The following is a 16,688-nucleotide window of genomic DNA, read 5'->3' on the forward strand; positions in this document are numbered from 1 at the left end:
AAGAATGATGCTTGTCAGTATATACCATATGATTCTTACTGGAGAGACATTTAATCCTTCAGATTATGAATCATTTAAAAATCCTAAGCCACCTATAAAGCAACAAGTTTTAACAGAAGAATCAGCGATAGAGTTTCTTAAGAAATCAGGTTTTGACGTTTCTAAATTAACTAAACCATAATATTCAATTATTCTATTTTTTCTAAATTATTCAAACTTATTTTTAAGTTTGTCTTTTTTTATACGTTTTGATTGATTTTTGTTTCACACTTTCTATTGCATGTGCTTTACATGCTTCTTTTAAGCTTATTCCTACTAGATTTAATATTAGTTCATCGTCTACTACTAATATCTTATTCATATATATCACCCGGCTTCATCATAGAAAAAAGAAGAGTGATAAGCACTCCTCTTAACTATTTATAATTTTTTTGTTTATGAATATGAATATCTTATGAAGCACATAAGAAGACATGAATGTAAGTATGAGTAGAGTAACCATGAATTCAAAGTTATCTACTATATTAATATGGTTATTTCTTAATATTTCAAAAAATAGTCCATGTACTAAATAGATTTCTAAAGAATGATCTCCTACCCATTCCATAAGGGGACTTTGAAGTTTGATTCTCATTCCTAATATCACGATAATTGCAAGATACATTAAACATTTGAATTCCATCCAGCCATACTTAAATGGAGCAAATACATTCAATACATAATAGAATACAAAAAAACAACCAATAATAATAGGAATTGATTTCTTGAGATTAGAATCAATTTGAGATTTAAACATAGCCCATAATATACCAAAATAGAAAGCAAAGGCTGCACTAAACCAATGATCTTCAAACTTAAACTTCATACATAAGAAGATATAGAGATATGTAAAGATAAAAGTAAAGATGATCATAATTCTACGTTTCTTAATGAGTTCACAAAGAAGCATAGAAATAAAGAAAGCAATATAGAAATAAATAATCGCATTGATATACCATCCATTACTAATAACAGAAGCACCTCTTTTAAAATCATAGATAAGAGCACCTAAAGTATAACCATATCTGTATTGTTTCAATACAAAATAGGCAATAGCCATTACAACAGATGGAATAAGTATTGTGAGTATTCTTCTTTTAGGAAATGACTTTACATAATTTCCTCCTTTATGCATATATTGATACATTAAGCCATATCCAGAAATGAATAGGAATCCACCTACCGCAATGTATCCAGAATTAATAAAAATATTATAGACATCACCTACAGATGCAAATATTGCGAGGTGATGGAATAATACTATGAGTGTAAATATCCCTTTTAAGTTTTTTGTCTGCTGTACTGAGAGATACTCTGAATTATAGCTAAGTAAATCAATATTATAGAATACAGCTATACAAGCAAGTATTAAAACAATGTTCATAAAAAAACCTCCATACTAACCATTCTAACATTTGTATTATGATTCATCAAATTTTACTCAACTTCTCTAGTAAAAAAACTGATTCATAGAGAATCAGCCTTATTCTTATACAGCAATATCATAATACATAAACTTTCTATCGCAGCTATAACCCATACAGATATATTTGTATCATCACCTGTTTTTACATGTGGTTTATGAGGTTTAGAAGGTGTGGGCTTTACTGGTTTTACCCATTCAGCCTTGGGTTCTATAGTAACATTATATTCTACACTTCCATCCACAAGTGAAGGAATCTCAACTAGAAAAGGAGCAGATTCAAACTGACTTTTACCACTTTCTACGTATCCCTCTTGTGCAATCAAATAAATACCTTGCGTTAAATTACTAAATGTTGTACGACCTAATGTATTAGTTTCTTGTAGTGAACAAGATATATCTTTCTGTTGTGCATATTTATATAATTGTTTGGCTTGTTTTTCTCTTGCCTCTGCACTGGTATCTACTAATGATATATGTGAATCTTTAAAGTTATCCTTCCATGTCAATGTATCATTACTCATATAGTGAACCTGATAGATTGAAAACTTAGCATCTGAAAGATTCACTTCATGATTCAATTCATTTCTACCCTTATATACAATCTGTATACTTCCTTTTCTAGAACCACTCTCCGCATGAATAGTTGAAACATTCATGAACGTACTCATAAGAAAAGCAATCATAAACACAATAATATTTCTTACCTTCATGTTAGTTTCCTCCTTTTCTTATCCCTTATACAGTAAATAATTGCGATAATTAAACCTATCAAAATCACAATTACTGCCATAATTAATACCTTAGACGTAAATGATAATTCTGGTTTAATATTTGTATTAGGCACTTTCTTTGTAGCTTCTTGATATGGTATACGATGTCCTCTCACTAATAATCTATGTGTATTAATCGCATAAGGTGTGCATGTCACTAATGTGGCATAATCTTTGCCAGGTTCTATAGATAATCCTTTTGTCTCTTCTGGTAATACTGTTTTTATTTGATCTATCTCATAAGCCAATGTTTCATCTAAGACCTTGATATAGAATATATCTCCTTCTTTTAGCTTATCCATATTCGTAAATAGAGTCTTAGTAGGTAACCCTCTGTGCCCCGTTAATACTGTATGAGTACTTTCTCCTCCAACAGGCAAAGAAGTACCCCAGAAATGTCCTACACCTGCCTGTAAGACTGTTTCACTTGTACCATGATAAATAGGTAGTTCTATATGAATCTTAGGAATACGTATATATCCCATCATTCCAGAACCATCTACATTTAATAAACTCTCATAACGTGCATCTAACTTTGTATCTTCCTGTGAAAATGGATCTATAAGATCTATATTTCCTAACATCTCTCTATTATAAGCACGTGCTTCTTCCAACATTCTTATCTTATCTGCCTTAGAGAGTTCTACACTCTCTTTATCATAATGAGAGATAACCTTAGAACCATTCTTCTCATTAAGATAACTACTAAAGCTAGGATATAACAACACGGAGAATGCAATCAAAAGTACAAATAAACGAATAATATCATTTTTAGTAATTTTAATCTTCATACACTTCATTTCATTCTCCCTATTAATATATAAATAATTGGAATTGCGGTTATCTTTTAAGATAAGATAACCGCTCATTCCATTAAAAACTATTTCTTAGTTTTCTCTTTTTCTATCACGGATAAAGCTTACTGCAACACCTAATACAAGAAGGGCTGCAACAACAGTAAATGCGATAGTACCCATACCACCTGTTGATGGAAGGATAGAACCAGTACTGTTTTCTACATCGATGATTTTATCATCTACATTTTCATCATTGTTAAAAAGAGTCCAAGCATTCACATCTTCATTAGTGCTCTTCTTAATCTCAACCTTGATTGGATCAGTTAACTTGTTGTATCCTGCTGGAGCTTCTATTTCTACTAAATAGTAAGTTCCTGCAGCAAGACCATTAACACGAAGGTTGTAGTTCTGACCATCAATTGATTTAACTGATTCAAATACAGTGTTTTCAGATGTTGGATCTACTACATAGTTACCATTAGATCCTGCTACTTTAATAGCATTAGTATCACTTGTAGCATCAGATTCTGAGTTATAAAGACTGAATTTAGCACCAGCTAATCTGTCATCTGTAGTACCTGCTTTAATCTTGTTGATATTAAGAGGGTATGTAGGTGTTTTAGCTTCACTTGGTGTAGTAGTTGTTGTTTCACCTGGTTTGTTACCATATTCTAATGTGGCTTTGTTCTTTTCTGTTACAACTGCATCTTTATTCACTTTAGCATAGTAAGTTACAGTGAATTCTTTACCTTTGTTTGCCTGGTTAGCTCTTACCCATTCAGATAAGTCAAGAGATATCTTTCTTTTGTTAGTTGTATCAAGTGCAGCTGTAGTAGGAGCAGTTCCTGCATTAACACTAGTGTCTTTAAATGCTACTGTTACATTAACTGTTGTATCACCTGTTTCAAGAGCTGTTCCATTTACATCGTTTACAAAATCAAGACCTTTTGATAATTCATCGCGGATAGTATATACATACTGGTCATATCCAGTTGTATCTGGTACTGAACCAGTTACTGTATATTTAACAACCTGACCAATGCTTACAGTATCTTGTTCTGCTTTTTTTGTGATGCTTGGAGCTTCAGTTTTTAAGTTTACAGTATTAGTTTTTCCTTCTTCTACTGTAACTAATGAAGACTGAATTTCTTTTCCACCTGTCACATATACTAAATAGTAACCTGCTGCTAAGCCAGTGAAAGTATGAGATTTTTTAGAATCTGCGATTTTGTTTGAAGTTGCAGTAGATGCTAAGTTACTTTTTAAAGCTTTTGCAGTGAACTTATTCGCGAAGTTCTGAACTCCAATTGAGTTATTTTTACCTAAATCCTTTACAGCTTTCGCAATTTCTTCATCTTTAGAATTTGTTGTAATAGGTGAACCTAATACTTCTACTAATGCATCCTTATAACCTTCTGTATTGCTAACAGTATAAGAATAGTTCTTTTTGTCTGATGACACAGTAACATCAAATAACTTATATAAGTTAATTGTCTGTCCCTTTAAATCCTGTCCATCTTTTACATTTACAGTAAGACTACAGTTAGTAGGACCTGCTGCAAATGCTGTTACGGACATAGTCATTGTCATAACCGCAGTTAATAACAATGCAATAATGCGTTTAATACTTTTCATAACTTTTTCTCCTTTTTTTCATTTCTCTTTATAATTTTTCTGCTTTATTTTCCTTATTCTTTCTGTATCTCATATCGAAATAAACAAAGAAAAGCAGAATTGCTATCGCATAAAATAAGTAGTTTCCAAATCCTCCAGTATTTGGAAGACATGGGAAATGCTTATTGGTTATCATAAACGTAAAGCCATCATCTGATGTCTTAATAGTTGTTGTATAACCATTAATTTCCGCTTCTGTTACGGAATATTTATAATAACGAACAGTTCCATCACTCTCTGTCTTATAGGCAGGAAGCCCTTTAATTACTTCTTGCCATGTTGATTTGTTAATAGAGCCCGTTATTCTGTAACTCTCATAATTTGGAACAGTTTGTGTCTGTTCTTTGCCAGTCGCATCCTTCCAAGTACGAGAAATTGTTACCGTAATACTGTCTGGTCGTTTATTATCGAAGTTATCGAAATCCTTCCAGACTTTATTTATAGTGAGTTTAACCAGCTTATCACATGGATCCTGTGACTCAGATGGTTCTGGTATCTCACTTTCACCCGTATTAAGAGTTGTCTTTGTATCAGCCATTAATACTGCTTTGGCAGGTGATTCATATGCCTTCAAATCAGCTGTCTCACTACCATTTGATAGAACCGCATTCTCTAGATTATTAAAGGCTTTAACTATATCCATATGTTTGATTGTATAAATATCCCATCCATTATTCTTTTCATAACTACTATTTAATACTTTGTTATTGTTTTTGATTTGTGTGAGAGATTTATCTAATTTTCTATAGATACGGTAGTTGTTTCCTTCACCTTCTACCTTTTCTAATTTATTGAAGTCGTAAACTGAATCTAATTTACTCTTACCACTAAAAGGTCCTACAAGATCCTTAGTCCCTCTAACTACGTCACAGTAGTACATGTTGTTGTTCTTTAATAAACCTTCATCATTAAATCCTACAAAACCACCACTGCGTCCATCAGTTGCAGTACCATCAGTATTGTTGTTGGCACCACCAGCATAAACATCATATCCATAGCTCACACCATACACATTACTATCAGTAATCTTTGTACGGTTTGCTTTAATAAGACTGACACTGATATTTGACTTTGTATCATTATCATCTAATAAACCATTCTCATCACATGGGAGTTTAATAGATGAATCTCCAATAGTAATAATTGCAAGATCTGTCTGTTGTTTATTATCTGTTGATTTCTTAGAAAGACCTACAGATATATCTAAACCTAGAAGATTGACATGAAGAAGATTTCCCTTATATAACGCTTCTACTTTTATAATTCCTAGATTGATTTTTAGAAGATTTGAACCCTGTAACTTATCTAGATAAAGTGCTTTTATAAGTTTGTTCACAAGCATAAATATGACATTGACTGGTCCAGAATCCAGTTTTAAATCTGCAAGATATGCAAAGCTTGTTCTACCTGCAAATCCTCCTGCTGTTCCTCCAGATGCAACCTGTTTTAATCCACTATTCAAATCACTGTCACTTCCTGCTGTACACTTAGACATTCTTGCAAGGTTTGCATAACCAATAAATCCACCAGCAATCTGTTCCTCACCATTTTGACTTTGTACCGTATAGCCATCACTTGTACCACTTACACTACAATCATCAATATGAGAACCAAAGATATCCATAACACCTAATGCTCCACCAAGAAGCTGTCCTGTATTATTTCCTAGAACATCAATCTTATCAGCTTTCACAACACCACTCTTACCAGAGTAACCAATGAATCCACCTACACTATTTAAGCCTCTTACATTACTTAATTGTGTAACTGTACTATTCTTTATGGAACCATTTAGAAGGGAACCACCAAAACCACCAGCTGTTCCACTGTATGTGACTTGATTGTTCTGTCCGAATTTTTTTGCAACATTTGCATTGACACTTAGTCCTGCATCCTCACTTCCACTTACATTTCCGTAATATACATAACTTCTAAAAGCGTCTAATACATCTGTTCTTCCAAGTTTTAACAACTTATCTAGTAGCGATGTTTCATTTCCTGCACTGATATTTGCAACTCCTGCCACATCTGCTACACCAAAACATCCACCAGCATATTCACCTGCAATAACAGAACGGATATTCGTTACACTAATACCAGCTGTAGGAGAATCCTTTTTACCAAGAACTGTTCCTTCCAGCATTCCTGCAAAACCACCTGCAGTTTTTGCATAAGAAGTATTATTCTTACCTGTTGTATATGCACCATTCACAATGAATCCCCAATCATCCCAGGATTCAACGTCTGCATAACGGATTGTAGCAACTGTCGCATTAAGTACTTTAATTAAGTCCGAAGGGGTACTAAGTAGTTTATTAAGTAATTGACTTAATAATCCTTCACCAGCAGTAGGGTTAAGTGTTGCTACAGAACCAGGTCTAGAACTTCCTACAAAACCACCTACGTAGCTTCTACCATCTACTCGTCTGAGTTTCTTTACCTGACAATGTGCAGTATTGTCTCCCCAGATTTGTCCACCAATGAGTTTACCTACATAACCACCAGCATAACCACAGTTATCCTTATTATTAGTTCCTGTAGATTCAACCATTAATCCACTTTGGTAGCCTTCTACTGAAGATTGCTTAATTACTGGGACAAATACATTCAGTACATCAATCATTCTTCCTAACTGAAGATTAAGACCGAGAATATTGACACCACCAAGATCTGCAGCACCACCATTAATCATTTCTCCAGCAAAACCACCTGCAGTTCTTAATCCTTTTACTTTCTTAGTCTGATATGCCTGACCATTTGTGATAGTACCTGTCTGCATAGAGCCAACATAGCCTCCTGCAGCACCACCAATCGCTAGTTTGATTTCATCTCGGTAATTTACTCTACCAGCAACGACATTGTATCCATAAGCATATTTATTAATAATAGCATCTAATCCTGCTTGGTTATTTACCTTACCATGCTCTGCAAGATCACTTCCGTAACCACCATACTTACCTACGAATTCAACCCATTTATTCCATGTTTCATAATCCATCAAAGCAAGTGGTCCATATACAGCAGTATTCTCTTCTGTAGGATAAACAACACTTAAAGCACCTAGTATGTTATCTACCTTTACTAATCCCCATAATAGAGATAAGTTCCCTGTACTTGCAGTGTCTGCAGATTCCATTAAACCGGTAAATCCACCGGCAATCTCTTCACCATATACAGAACGAATTCTTACTGCTTTACAAGTACTTGTTGGTCCAGTGTAATCTTTACCTTTCCACTTCTTTGTATTATTACCCCAGATATGACCACCTTCGTTATGTCCTACATAACCACCAGCCATACCTCGTTGTACCTGTGTTGTAGAAGATGCCTGTGCACGTACTGCACCACCACAAGGCACACATGTAGTGGAACTATTTCTAATAGTAGGTACAAAATCTTCTGCGACAGAAGCAAGTACACTATCAGCTTTTACTAATCCACCTAAAATACTTGCATCATCTAATACATTTGCAATATTACCAGGCTGTAAATCTCCTACATAACCACCAGCAGTTAACTGACCAATAATATAAGAGAAGTTATTTGCATTAGAATCCTGAATATGTCCACCAGAAATCTTTCCTGCAAATCCACCTGCATCCCCAAGTACATCATTGTCTGATGCATCAGAAGCCGTATTCTTATAAGATGCTTTAACCGCAAATCCACCAGGATTTCCACTCACATGAGAATGTTCAATAGTAGATACCACTACGTTTAATGCATCTAATACATTATTAATACCTATAGAAGCACCTAGAATACTTAATCCTTTACCTACAGAAGCTGCAGAACCAATATCCATATAACCAATATATCCACCAGCATATCTTGCTCCAGTGACTGCATATTGGCTTTCATTATTAAAGTATGTAGGTGCTTCTGTAGATTCTAAATCTTTTGGAGGTGTTACTTTTGTATGTTTTAAATGTGTCACATCACAATAACTTATCTGAACACCACTACCATAACCAATGAATCCTCCCGCACTTCCTGCATGGGTATCATCTGATTTTAATTTGTTCGTACTGACTGTAAATCCTGAATCTGACTTCACACCAGCATATTGTACATAAGGAATATAGGCGTTAATGAGGTTAAGTAATTGACCTACATCAACATTAAGTCCTTTAAGACCACCAAGGATACTAATACCTTTACCTGCATCAGCAAGTGCACCAGAGTAAACATTACCTCCAAAACCACCTGCATAAGACTGTCCATTGACATGATCCAAGTTATATACAGAATAGTAGTTTCCTTGTCCTGCATCGTGGTTATTAAGAGTACCACTCTGGAAGTTTCCTACGAAACCTCCAGCCGTATCTGCAGAAACACCACCGCCATTTACATAAGTAACAGTACACAATGTATAAGTTGGGATGAGATACTTAACTGCAGTTAATAAACCATTGATATCTAAAACACTTGTATCTTTAGTAATCCAACCTTTAAGATCTTCTTCAGATGCAACATCAGCCAGTCCACCTGTTTGTGATGTTCCAATAAATCCACCTGCATAACCATCTGTATCATTTGCGGATACTTCTTTAAGGTTCTTTACATCGGATTTATTAATTTCACAGCTATGACTCTTGCCTACAAATCCACCAGCAACATAATCAACAACACCACCATCACTGTTAGTACCTGTTGCTTTGACTGTTAAGCCATCAGCTACACCAATAACATGAGAATCATTGATTGTTACACGTACACCAGAAGCTACCTTTAATAGGTTCTTTACCTGTAAAAGATGATTTAATCCAAGAAGGTTAACTGTTAAACCTCCTGTATCCGCAAGATCTCCTGGACCAGCTAAACCAATCATTCCACCAACACGGTTATTACCTGTTACAGACTTTAAATTCTTGATTGTGACTGTATTAATTGAACCACCAATTGCATCACCAAAGCCACCGCCAATACGCTGTTCGCCTGTAATAGATAAACCAGTAGTAGGGCCTGTGACTGTTACTTTATCTACAGTAAAGCCAAGGTATGAAGCAAGTCCAAGAGTATCATTTAATAATCCGGCTACTTTAGCAGTTCCTAAAGAACCTGCAATACCACCTACAAAGTTCTTTCCTGTAATACTTTGAACACCTGAGAGTTCTACATCTTTCACTGAGACAGATGCTGTGTCATATACTTTATTTCTCCAATAAGATACTTTATTTAAATAATCAGCACTCGATGATGCAATATAAGCACCATTACCTCTACCAGTCATACCACCTACATAATCTACACCACTTAAATTAAGTGGACCACTAACGGTAGCACCTAATATATAAGATGGATTAACACCAGCTAAAGATAGTAGAGAAGGGGAGATATCCGCATTACTGCTTAATAGCTTGACTACAAGATCAACAACACCACCTAGTAGGTTGTTTTTAGTATCTCCTTTACCTAAGTCTGCAGACCATCCAAGAGATGCAATACCTGCAAAGCCTCCTGCATAATCACTAGTCGATTTTACTTCAAATGTATTTGTAGAATTAACAGTACAGTTGACTGCAGACGTATTTGCAAGAGCACCTGCAAAACCTCCTGCATAAGTTTCACTTAAGACTGTGAGTCCTTTATTGTTTATTGAACAGCTTAAGAGTAAACTTTCTGGATTCATATTTGGAAGCTTTGTCTGAATATCCAATGCACCAGAAAGAGTACCTTCAATGACATCATCACGTGCTAAACCTACAAAACCACCTGTAAATCTTTTTCCACTAATTGTATAGTTACTATTAGTAATAGAACAGTTTTCAATAATTGTGCCTTTCTGTTGTCCAATAAATCCACCTGCATAATCTTTTTCACTTGAAGTAGAAATACTTAAACCATTAATAGAACAATTCTTTATTTTCGCATTAATATAACCAGTAGGAATCAATTTACTTACTGGAATCGCATTACCTAATAGAATTGTGATTAAATCACCTAATCCTAGACCTGGAATAACATTCAATATATTTGTAAGTAACTTTACTAATCCACCAAGTGCATTTGATAAACCACTATACTGTGTTTTACCTACTACATAACCAACAAATCCACCTGTATTATTGTTTACGTTTTTTACATCCGCATTATTTACTTCTATATTAGAAACCTCTACATGACCTTCTACACGTCCTGCAATAGCACCAGTCGCAAGTGCTGTAGGGTCTTTCTTTCTTGCATCAAGAACATCCCCCAATGTTTTTCCCAGATCAATCTTGACCTGACCGAACGTTAATATAAATGTTAGACCACTTACAAGTCCACCAAGTAATTTACCTAAAGTACTTGTAAGAGTACTTACAAGAGTAGATGGATACCAAGTTTCTGTAGTGGTTGTATGAACTTTCATATTATCAAACTTGATATTTGAAACCTGTACGAGCTCTTTACTTAAACCAATATCATGCTCACTTACTTCACTTGATATTGTTGAGAAGAAACCAACACCCATTTGTTCACCAACATTGAGTTTATCTGTTTGTTCAACCTTCACATTAGAAATAACTGGTTTCTCTATCTTTGCACCTACATTCCAAATCTTATTGTTAGTACTCTTAGCACCAACCATTGTGCCTTGGAAGTTAAGAGGTTTCCAACTTGAACTACTTAAATCTATATCACGGAAGATAATATAATTCGCATTAGCGCTATATTTCTGATTTGCAGCTTTATCAATATCGAGATCAGGATTAATTTCACCTGTGTTCTGATCAACACCACATCTTCCTCTTGGCTTTAAGGGTGATACATTACTTAAGCTTTTGTTTGTTTCTTGAATTCCTCCAAAAGTATAGTCAGATACTCCATTTTGATTTTTCGTTAAATCGGCATCTCCACCATAAAGCATAATAGGTTTGCCGTTTTTATCCTTATCAACTTTCCATTTTAGAACATCTTGATAAGCCTGATAAACCGCACCATATACTTTTGTATCTGTTCCTATCTTTCTGAGCTGTGCTTCATTACCAATAAGAATATAAGTCTTATTCCCAATAGTCTTAACAACCTGACCCTTAAAGTCACGGCCTTCCGCATTTTCAGTACTTACGTTTTCGCTTACCTGATCTGCCACTAATTCTGGCTTACTAGAATCAAAACTTTGAGAGAGTACATACTTATGTGACTTACTATAAGTTAAGTAAGACTGATTCTCTCCATTAGGATATACCATCTGTCCCATACCAAACTGAGGTGCATCATAATCTAATGACATTACTGGTTCTGTTTCTGAATTATCCTGTGCAAGAACCATTAACTGATAGGGGTTATAGATAGTAATGGTATCTGTTTCTTTATTATAAAGTGATGTACTTTCTCTAGTTGTACCTGTAATGCTACCAGTAAAGTTATTTGGAAGTGTCCATATATAATCAGTACTCATCTCAATATCACTCATTAATACATATTGAGCATCTGATGTATATCTCAATTCAGTTCCTTCATTTTTTACTACTTCTCCAGAACCAATTGATCCATCCTTATCACCTGTATAAACATAAGCATCAGAACCAATCTGTTTTAACTGATTGTAGTTATAAATACAGATCTTATCATTTTGGTAATATGTCTCTATATTCTCAGTTGTTTCAGTTGTATTTGTATTATTATCATAAACTGTCTCTTGAGGCATATTATCAGTTTGATTAAAGTTGACTATACCTGCTGCATTTACCTGCGTACAAGCAAGCGCAATACATAGTATGAGAAGTACCCATTTATTGAGTAGTGGTTTTATTTTATTCATACAAGACCTTTTTCCTTCCTATAATATTCTGAGTTATTATTCAGAAAACATGTTGCAATTGTTCTAAAAAGCCCCATATTGTTGATATTTTCTATATAAACACACTTTTTTTACATCTTCTTGCATTATAGACTTATAAAATTGTTAATATAATGTGTAAAAAGAGAAAAGTTTTTAACAGTTTTTTGTCTAAAGTGTACCATAAAATATTACAAAATAAATAACGAGCCACTTATGCGACTCGTCTTTAATTACAACTGTTCTAATATTTTAAGTATTATAATGCCATTTCTAACTGCAAGTATTTCCGCACTATTATCAAATTCTATACCTGTTAGATCTACAATCTTAGATAAACGATAAGAGACAGTTCTAGGATGAACGTTCATTAACTCTGAAGTTTTTCTAATACTCTGTTTATTACTCAAATAACATTCCAAAGTACTAATCAACTCACTGTTTCTCTTTTTATCCTGTTTATTAAGCTTAATGACTGAATAAGGTATATATTGTCTTAATTCTTCCTTATCATTAATATTTGTAAATATCTGGAAGAAACCTAATTTAGCACAATCTACGATTGATTTAGTTTTCTCTCCAGTAGCCTCTCTAATAAGACCAATATACTCTAATGCTACTTTAGAATCCTTAAAAGAATCCTTTAATCCATGATATCCCTTCACACTCTTTCCTATTCCAATTAGAAGTTCAAACTTCTTATTTCTTCTAGTTAAAGAATCTTGTATATCTTTATGAATCTCTTCTAAAGTGTTTCTAAACTCTTTTTTTATTTTCCAATCTTTTTCGTTATAAATGTATAAGATATGATTTGTATTATAAAAAATACGCTCTTTTGGTAAGTAATGATACATTTCTTTCTTAAGATTTTTCGTCTCATTCTTCTGTGCGATACTATTTTTTTCTTTTTTATTCTCAGGCTTTAAATAGAATATAACTACTCTATATTCATCTGTATCGCTTAAATCAAGTAAACTTGAGGCATCATCTTCTTCGGCATCAGACATACCTCCATTAATCAACCAATAGTTCAAATCACGAAGATATTTAATTTCCATCTCCTTCTTTGTGACATCCTGAGCTAAAAGATAGAATAAAGCCGTAATTATATTATCTAATGTGACAAAGTCTAATTCACTCAACGGTTCATTCACTTCTGTAACCACTAGATAATAATGACAATAATTAAGAATATAAATCTTTTGAATATATTCCACATACTCTCTCTTTTGGCGTATATACTCATGCTTAGTAGTAATATGAGGTACATACTTTTCATCACCTATGATAGTAAACTCTTTTTGTCCTGTAATAGGATAAATACAGTGATAATTTTCATCATAGAGAGAAACAGAATTTCCTACCATAGTCTCTAAACTTTTAAAGAATGTCTCTATTGTTTGTTCATCATATCGTTCATGTAATAAAAAATGATTAATCTGATCTTGAACTATTTCACTATATAGATACTTTGCAATATCAAGATCGTAGGCATGACATAATACATATTTCAAAACAGCCCAATAACTAATATTATGTGGAAGTTCTAACACAGGTATTCCATGTGCATCGCAAAAGTGTATAAATAGTTCAAATAATTCCTTCTGATGCACTGTATCTTTTCTTCTTTTTATTATAAATCCGCTAACTCCCTTTTTATTCAATTCTTCTAGATGGCAAATCACTGTGTTCTTATCAAGATTATCATAAACTCTTAAAGAGGTTAGCAATAACTTACCCCCCCCCCGAAATTTCAATATCAGCCCTTGAAATAAATTGTGCACCTTTTATTTCTCTATTTGTTTCATACAGATTGTTTATTATTTTAATTCCAGAAAATTCATTACTTTTGATAAAATCTTCTACTGTATACCCCATTTGAAAGAATCCTCCATATTATATGATTGCCATATCAAGCATCAGCAATACATTATTTAATACAAACAATCAATATATAATAATATTAATTATTGTACATATCTAATATAAATATAATATATATTTTACATTTTAACATAACAATTATAGTTCAATTTTTTGTTTTATACTATCTATTTGCCTTCTATTAAAAAAAATCTACTCTTTTAATTATAGGAACACATTTGTCTTTTCTTCATAGATGTTGTATATTATAAACTCAAGAAAGAGGAGAGAAACATTATGGCTAAAAAGAAGAAATTACGTATACTACTTACTCTATTAATCATAATCTGGATGGGGGTTATATTCTGTTTTTCTAATCAAACAGGTCCTAAAAGTTCCTCTTCTTCCCAATCAGTCATCTATCTCATAGGACACATATCTAAGACATTAACTGGACACAATATAGTGAATACATTATCCACAGAAGCTTTTAGCTTTATAGAATTCACTATTCGTAAATGTGCACATATGTTTGTATATTTCGTTTTAAGTATTCTTACAATGTTGCTGATGTTTACTTATGAAACTTATCCATTACGCTTTAAATGCTTTATATCACTACTAGTGAGTTTCCTCTATGCATGTTCAGATGAACTTCATCAGTTCTTTGTAGGAGGACGTAGTGCAAGCTTTAGAGATGTACTGATAGACTCTACAGGAGCCTGCATTGGGATATTACTTACACTTATTATTTATACTCTAATTAAAAAGGCACAGCGTCATTATTAGCTGTGTCTTTCATTTGGCTTGAATTCTACATAGTCATAAGAATCTTCATCTGTATAATGCCACCATTCACCCTCATATCCTATAAAGCCATACTTCTCCATTGTTTCTTCTAGTAATAGAACATGTTTAAGAGGATCACCTGATAACCATGAATAATCTCTACTTGCTTGACTCGTAAAATCATCAAACTCTGTAGGCATATCTATTTCACTTCCATCACTCTTTACAAGAGTCACATCTACAACATTTCCAAAATTATGTGTCTTAGGACCATTTGTAGGATCAGCAACAAACTCATCATCATGGATCAGTTCCCAGAAATATTGTTGTGCAGTAAATGGTCTATAAGCATCCCAGATTTTTAAACTAAAACCTATTTCTTTTAACTCTTCCTGTACCTTCGTAAGCGCTAAATTATATAGTGTACGTAAAAAGGACGATTAAATCATTTTTTCGATTTAATCGTCCTTTATTCCAAACTCTTCTTTAATTTGATCACTCCAAGGCATGAACCAGTCAATCTTCTCTGGATGCTGAATGATATCAATCTGAGGCATTATCTCCAGTATGTATTCTATGTAATCAAAAGGACTAAGTCTATTAGCTTTAGCTGTCTCAATCAGGCTGAATATTGATGCACTTGCATCTGCTCCTTTGGTAGACGTACTAAACAGCCAATTCTTTCGACTCACGGTGAATGGTCTTATATTACGTTCATCTAGTGAATTAGTCATTGGCACTAGACCATCATCCAGATATACACGCAGTCCTTTTTCTAAATTCAGGGCATACTGAATTGCTTTGCCTATTTTAGAGCGTATTAAAGACTTGTTCTGAGCATCGGCGCACCATGAAAAGAAGTCATCTACTAATGGTTTTGACTTTTCCTGGCGTATTTTGACTTTATCTTCAGGTGGGAATGTATCAATTTCCTTTTCTATCGCAAACAGCTTGGCTATTTTCTTAAGACCTGTATAAGCCAATGTATCAGAGACATCTTTCATATCTGCAGGAAGTGCTTCATAGAACTTTCTTCTTGCATGTGCCCAGCAGTATGCATTGACTGCCCCTGCAATATTATTGTAGCCACCATAGCCATCAGAAATCAGTGTACCACTGAAATTCTCAAGGAACTTCTGTGGATTTTCAGCTTTTCTATCAGGCTTGTATTCAAATATTCTGATTGGCTTGCTGCTTTCCCTGATGCTTGAATATACCCACATGTATGACTTGGAGGTCGCCGGCTTACCTGGTTCATTCAACACTTGCACCGTAGTTTCGTCACTATGCAGGTACTTCTCCTCAACAAGAATTTCATGCATTCTGTTTACGATTGGAATGAAATATTCTCTCGAAGCTATGATCAGCCAGTTGGCCATTGTAGTTCTCGATAGATCAAGTCCCAGGCGCTTCCATTCTGCTTCCTGTCTGTAAAGTGGCATATGATTGACGAACTTATCAGTGATCACCTGAGACAGAGCACTAGGTGATGTGAATGAATGAGGAATAACAGGTGCTGGCGTACCTGCTTTAAGCATGACAACCTTTCCTCTCTTTCGACA

10 protein-coding genes and 2 pseudogenes are annotated in these 16,688 nt (G+C 34.0%); 2 read left to right on the forward strand and 10 right to left on the reverse strand.

The annotated features are described in order from the left end of the window. A pseudogene (locus tag EAI80_RS13380) lies at window positions 1-181 on the forward strand (hypothetical protein); the annotation flags it as partial. Window positions 182-223: 42 nt separating this feature from the next. Here EAI80_RS13380 and EAI80_RS13385 read toward each other — a convergent pair. From EAI80_RS13385 to EAI80_RS13390, 8 genes are all read right to left on the reverse strand, one after another. Next, window positions 224-361 (reverse strand): hypothetical protein, encoded by a 138-nt coding sequence (locus EAI80_RS13385; protein ID WP_161220308.1) that lies wholly within the window; start codon window positions 359-361, stop codon window positions 224-226. Between the two features lie 51 nt (window positions 362-412). After that, on the reverse strand, window positions 413-1,423 hold the full coding sequence (locus tag EAI80_RS08250) for an acyltransferase family protein (protein ID WP_129981655.1): 1,011 nt from the start codon (window positions 1,421-1,423) through the stop codon (window positions 413-415). An 83-nt stretch (window positions 1,424-1,506) separates the two neighbouring features. Further along, window positions 1,507-2,175, reverse strand: a complete 669-nt coding sequence (locus EAI80_RS08255; protein ID WP_129981656.1) for a pilin N-terminal domain-containing protein — start codon at window positions 2,173-2,175, stop codon at window positions 1,507-1,509. Then, window positions 2,172-3,035, reverse strand: coding sequence for a class C sortase (locus EAI80_RS08260; RefSeq protein ID WP_202976625.1), 864 nt, complete (start codon window positions 3,033-3,035; stop codon window positions 2,172-2,174). The genes EAI80_RS08255 and EAI80_RS08260 overlap by 4 nt, the downstream gene beginning before the upstream one ends. An 87-nt stretch (window positions 3,036-3,122) precedes the next feature. Further along, window positions 3,123-4,667, reverse strand: coding sequence for a SpaH/EbpB family LPXTG-anchored major pilin (locus EAI80_RS08265; protein ID WP_129981657.1), 1,545 nt, complete (start codon window positions 4,665-4,667; stop codon window positions 3,123-3,125). A 28-nt stretch (window positions 4,668-4,695) separates the two neighbouring features. Next, complete coding sequence (locus EAI80_RS08270; protein ID WP_129981658.1) at window positions 4,696-12,456, reverse strand: Cna B-type domain-containing protein; 7,761 nt, start codon at window positions 12,454-12,456, stop codon at window positions 4,696-4,698. A 251-nt stretch (window positions 12,457-12,707) separates the two neighbouring features. Beyond that, window positions 12,708-14,204, reverse strand: a complete 1,497-nt coding sequence (locus EAI80_RS08275) for a PucR family transcriptional regulator (RefSeq protein ID WP_161220309.1) — start codon at window positions 14,202-14,204, stop codon at window positions 12,708-12,710. 4 nt (window positions 14,205-14,208) lie between these two features. Next, on the reverse strand, window positions 14,209-14,352 hold the full coding sequence (locus EAI80_RS13390; protein WP_192924029.1) for a hypothetical protein: 144 nt from the start codon (window positions 14,350-14,352) through the stop codon (window positions 14,209-14,211). Window positions 14,353-14,634: 282 nt separating this feature from the next. Here EAI80_RS13390 and EAI80_RS08280 point away from each other — a divergent pair, with 282 nt between their 5' ends. Beyond that, a complete protein-coding gene (locus EAI80_RS08280) occupies window positions 14,635-15,126 on the forward strand; it encodes a VanZ family protein (RefSeq protein WP_129981660.1) in 492 nt (163 codons plus the stop codon). Here EAI80_RS08280 and EAI80_RS08285 read toward each other — a convergent pair. Beyond that, window positions 15,123-15,533 (reverse strand): annotated as a pseudogene (locus EAI80_RS08285) (M15 family metallopeptidase); the annotation flags it as partial. The gene EAI80_RS08280 and the pseudogene EAI80_RS08285 sit on opposite strands and share 4 nt — an antisense overlap. A gap of 51 nt (window positions 15,534-15,584) precedes the next feature. After that, window positions 15,585-16,688: IS66 family transposase (locus EAI80_RS08290; protein WP_129981662.1), on the reverse strand; the 1,104-nt coding region annotated here is incomplete at its 5' end.

It is taken from the genome of Catenibacterium sp. co_0103 (assembly GCF_004168205.1).
GTDB lineage: Bacteria > Bacillota_I > Bacilli_A > Erysipelotrichales > Coprobacillaceae > Catenibacterium > Catenibacterium mitsuoka_A.

Excerpts from the sequence above, each read along its gene's own strand:
- EAI80_RS08250 (WP_129981655.1), bottom strand. The coding sequence starts at position 1,423 with ATGAACATTGTTTTAATACTTGCTTGTATAGCTGTATTCTATAATATT.
- EAI80_RS13390 (WP_192924029.1), bottom strand. The coding sequence starts at position 14,352 with ATGGGGTATACAGTAGAAGATTTTATCAAAAGTAATGAATTTTCTGGA.
- EAI80_RS08270 (WP_129981658.1), bottom strand. The coding sequence starts at position 12,456 with ATGAATAAAATAAAACCACTACTCAATAAATGGGTACTTCTCATACTA.
- EAI80_RS08260 (WP_202976625.1), bottom strand. The coding sequence starts at position 3,035 with ATGAAGTGTATGAAGATTAAAATTACTAAAAATGATATTATTCGTTTA.
- EAI80_RS08265 (WP_129981657.1), bottom strand. The coding sequence starts at position 4,667 with ATGAAAAGTATTAAACGCATTATTGCATTGTTATTAACTGCGGTTATG.
- EAI80_RS13385 (WP_161220308.1), bottom strand. The coding sequence starts at position 361 with ATGAATAAGATATTAGTAGTAGACGATGAACTAATATTAAATCTAGTA.
- EAI80_RS08280 (WP_129981660.1), top strand. The coding sequence starts at position 14,635 with ATGGCTAAAAAGAAGAAATTACGTATACTACTTACTCTATTAATCATA.
- EAI80_RS08255 (WP_129981656.1), bottom strand. The coding sequence starts at position 2,175 with ATGAAGGTAAGAAATATTATTGTGTTTATGATTGCTTTTCTTATGAGT.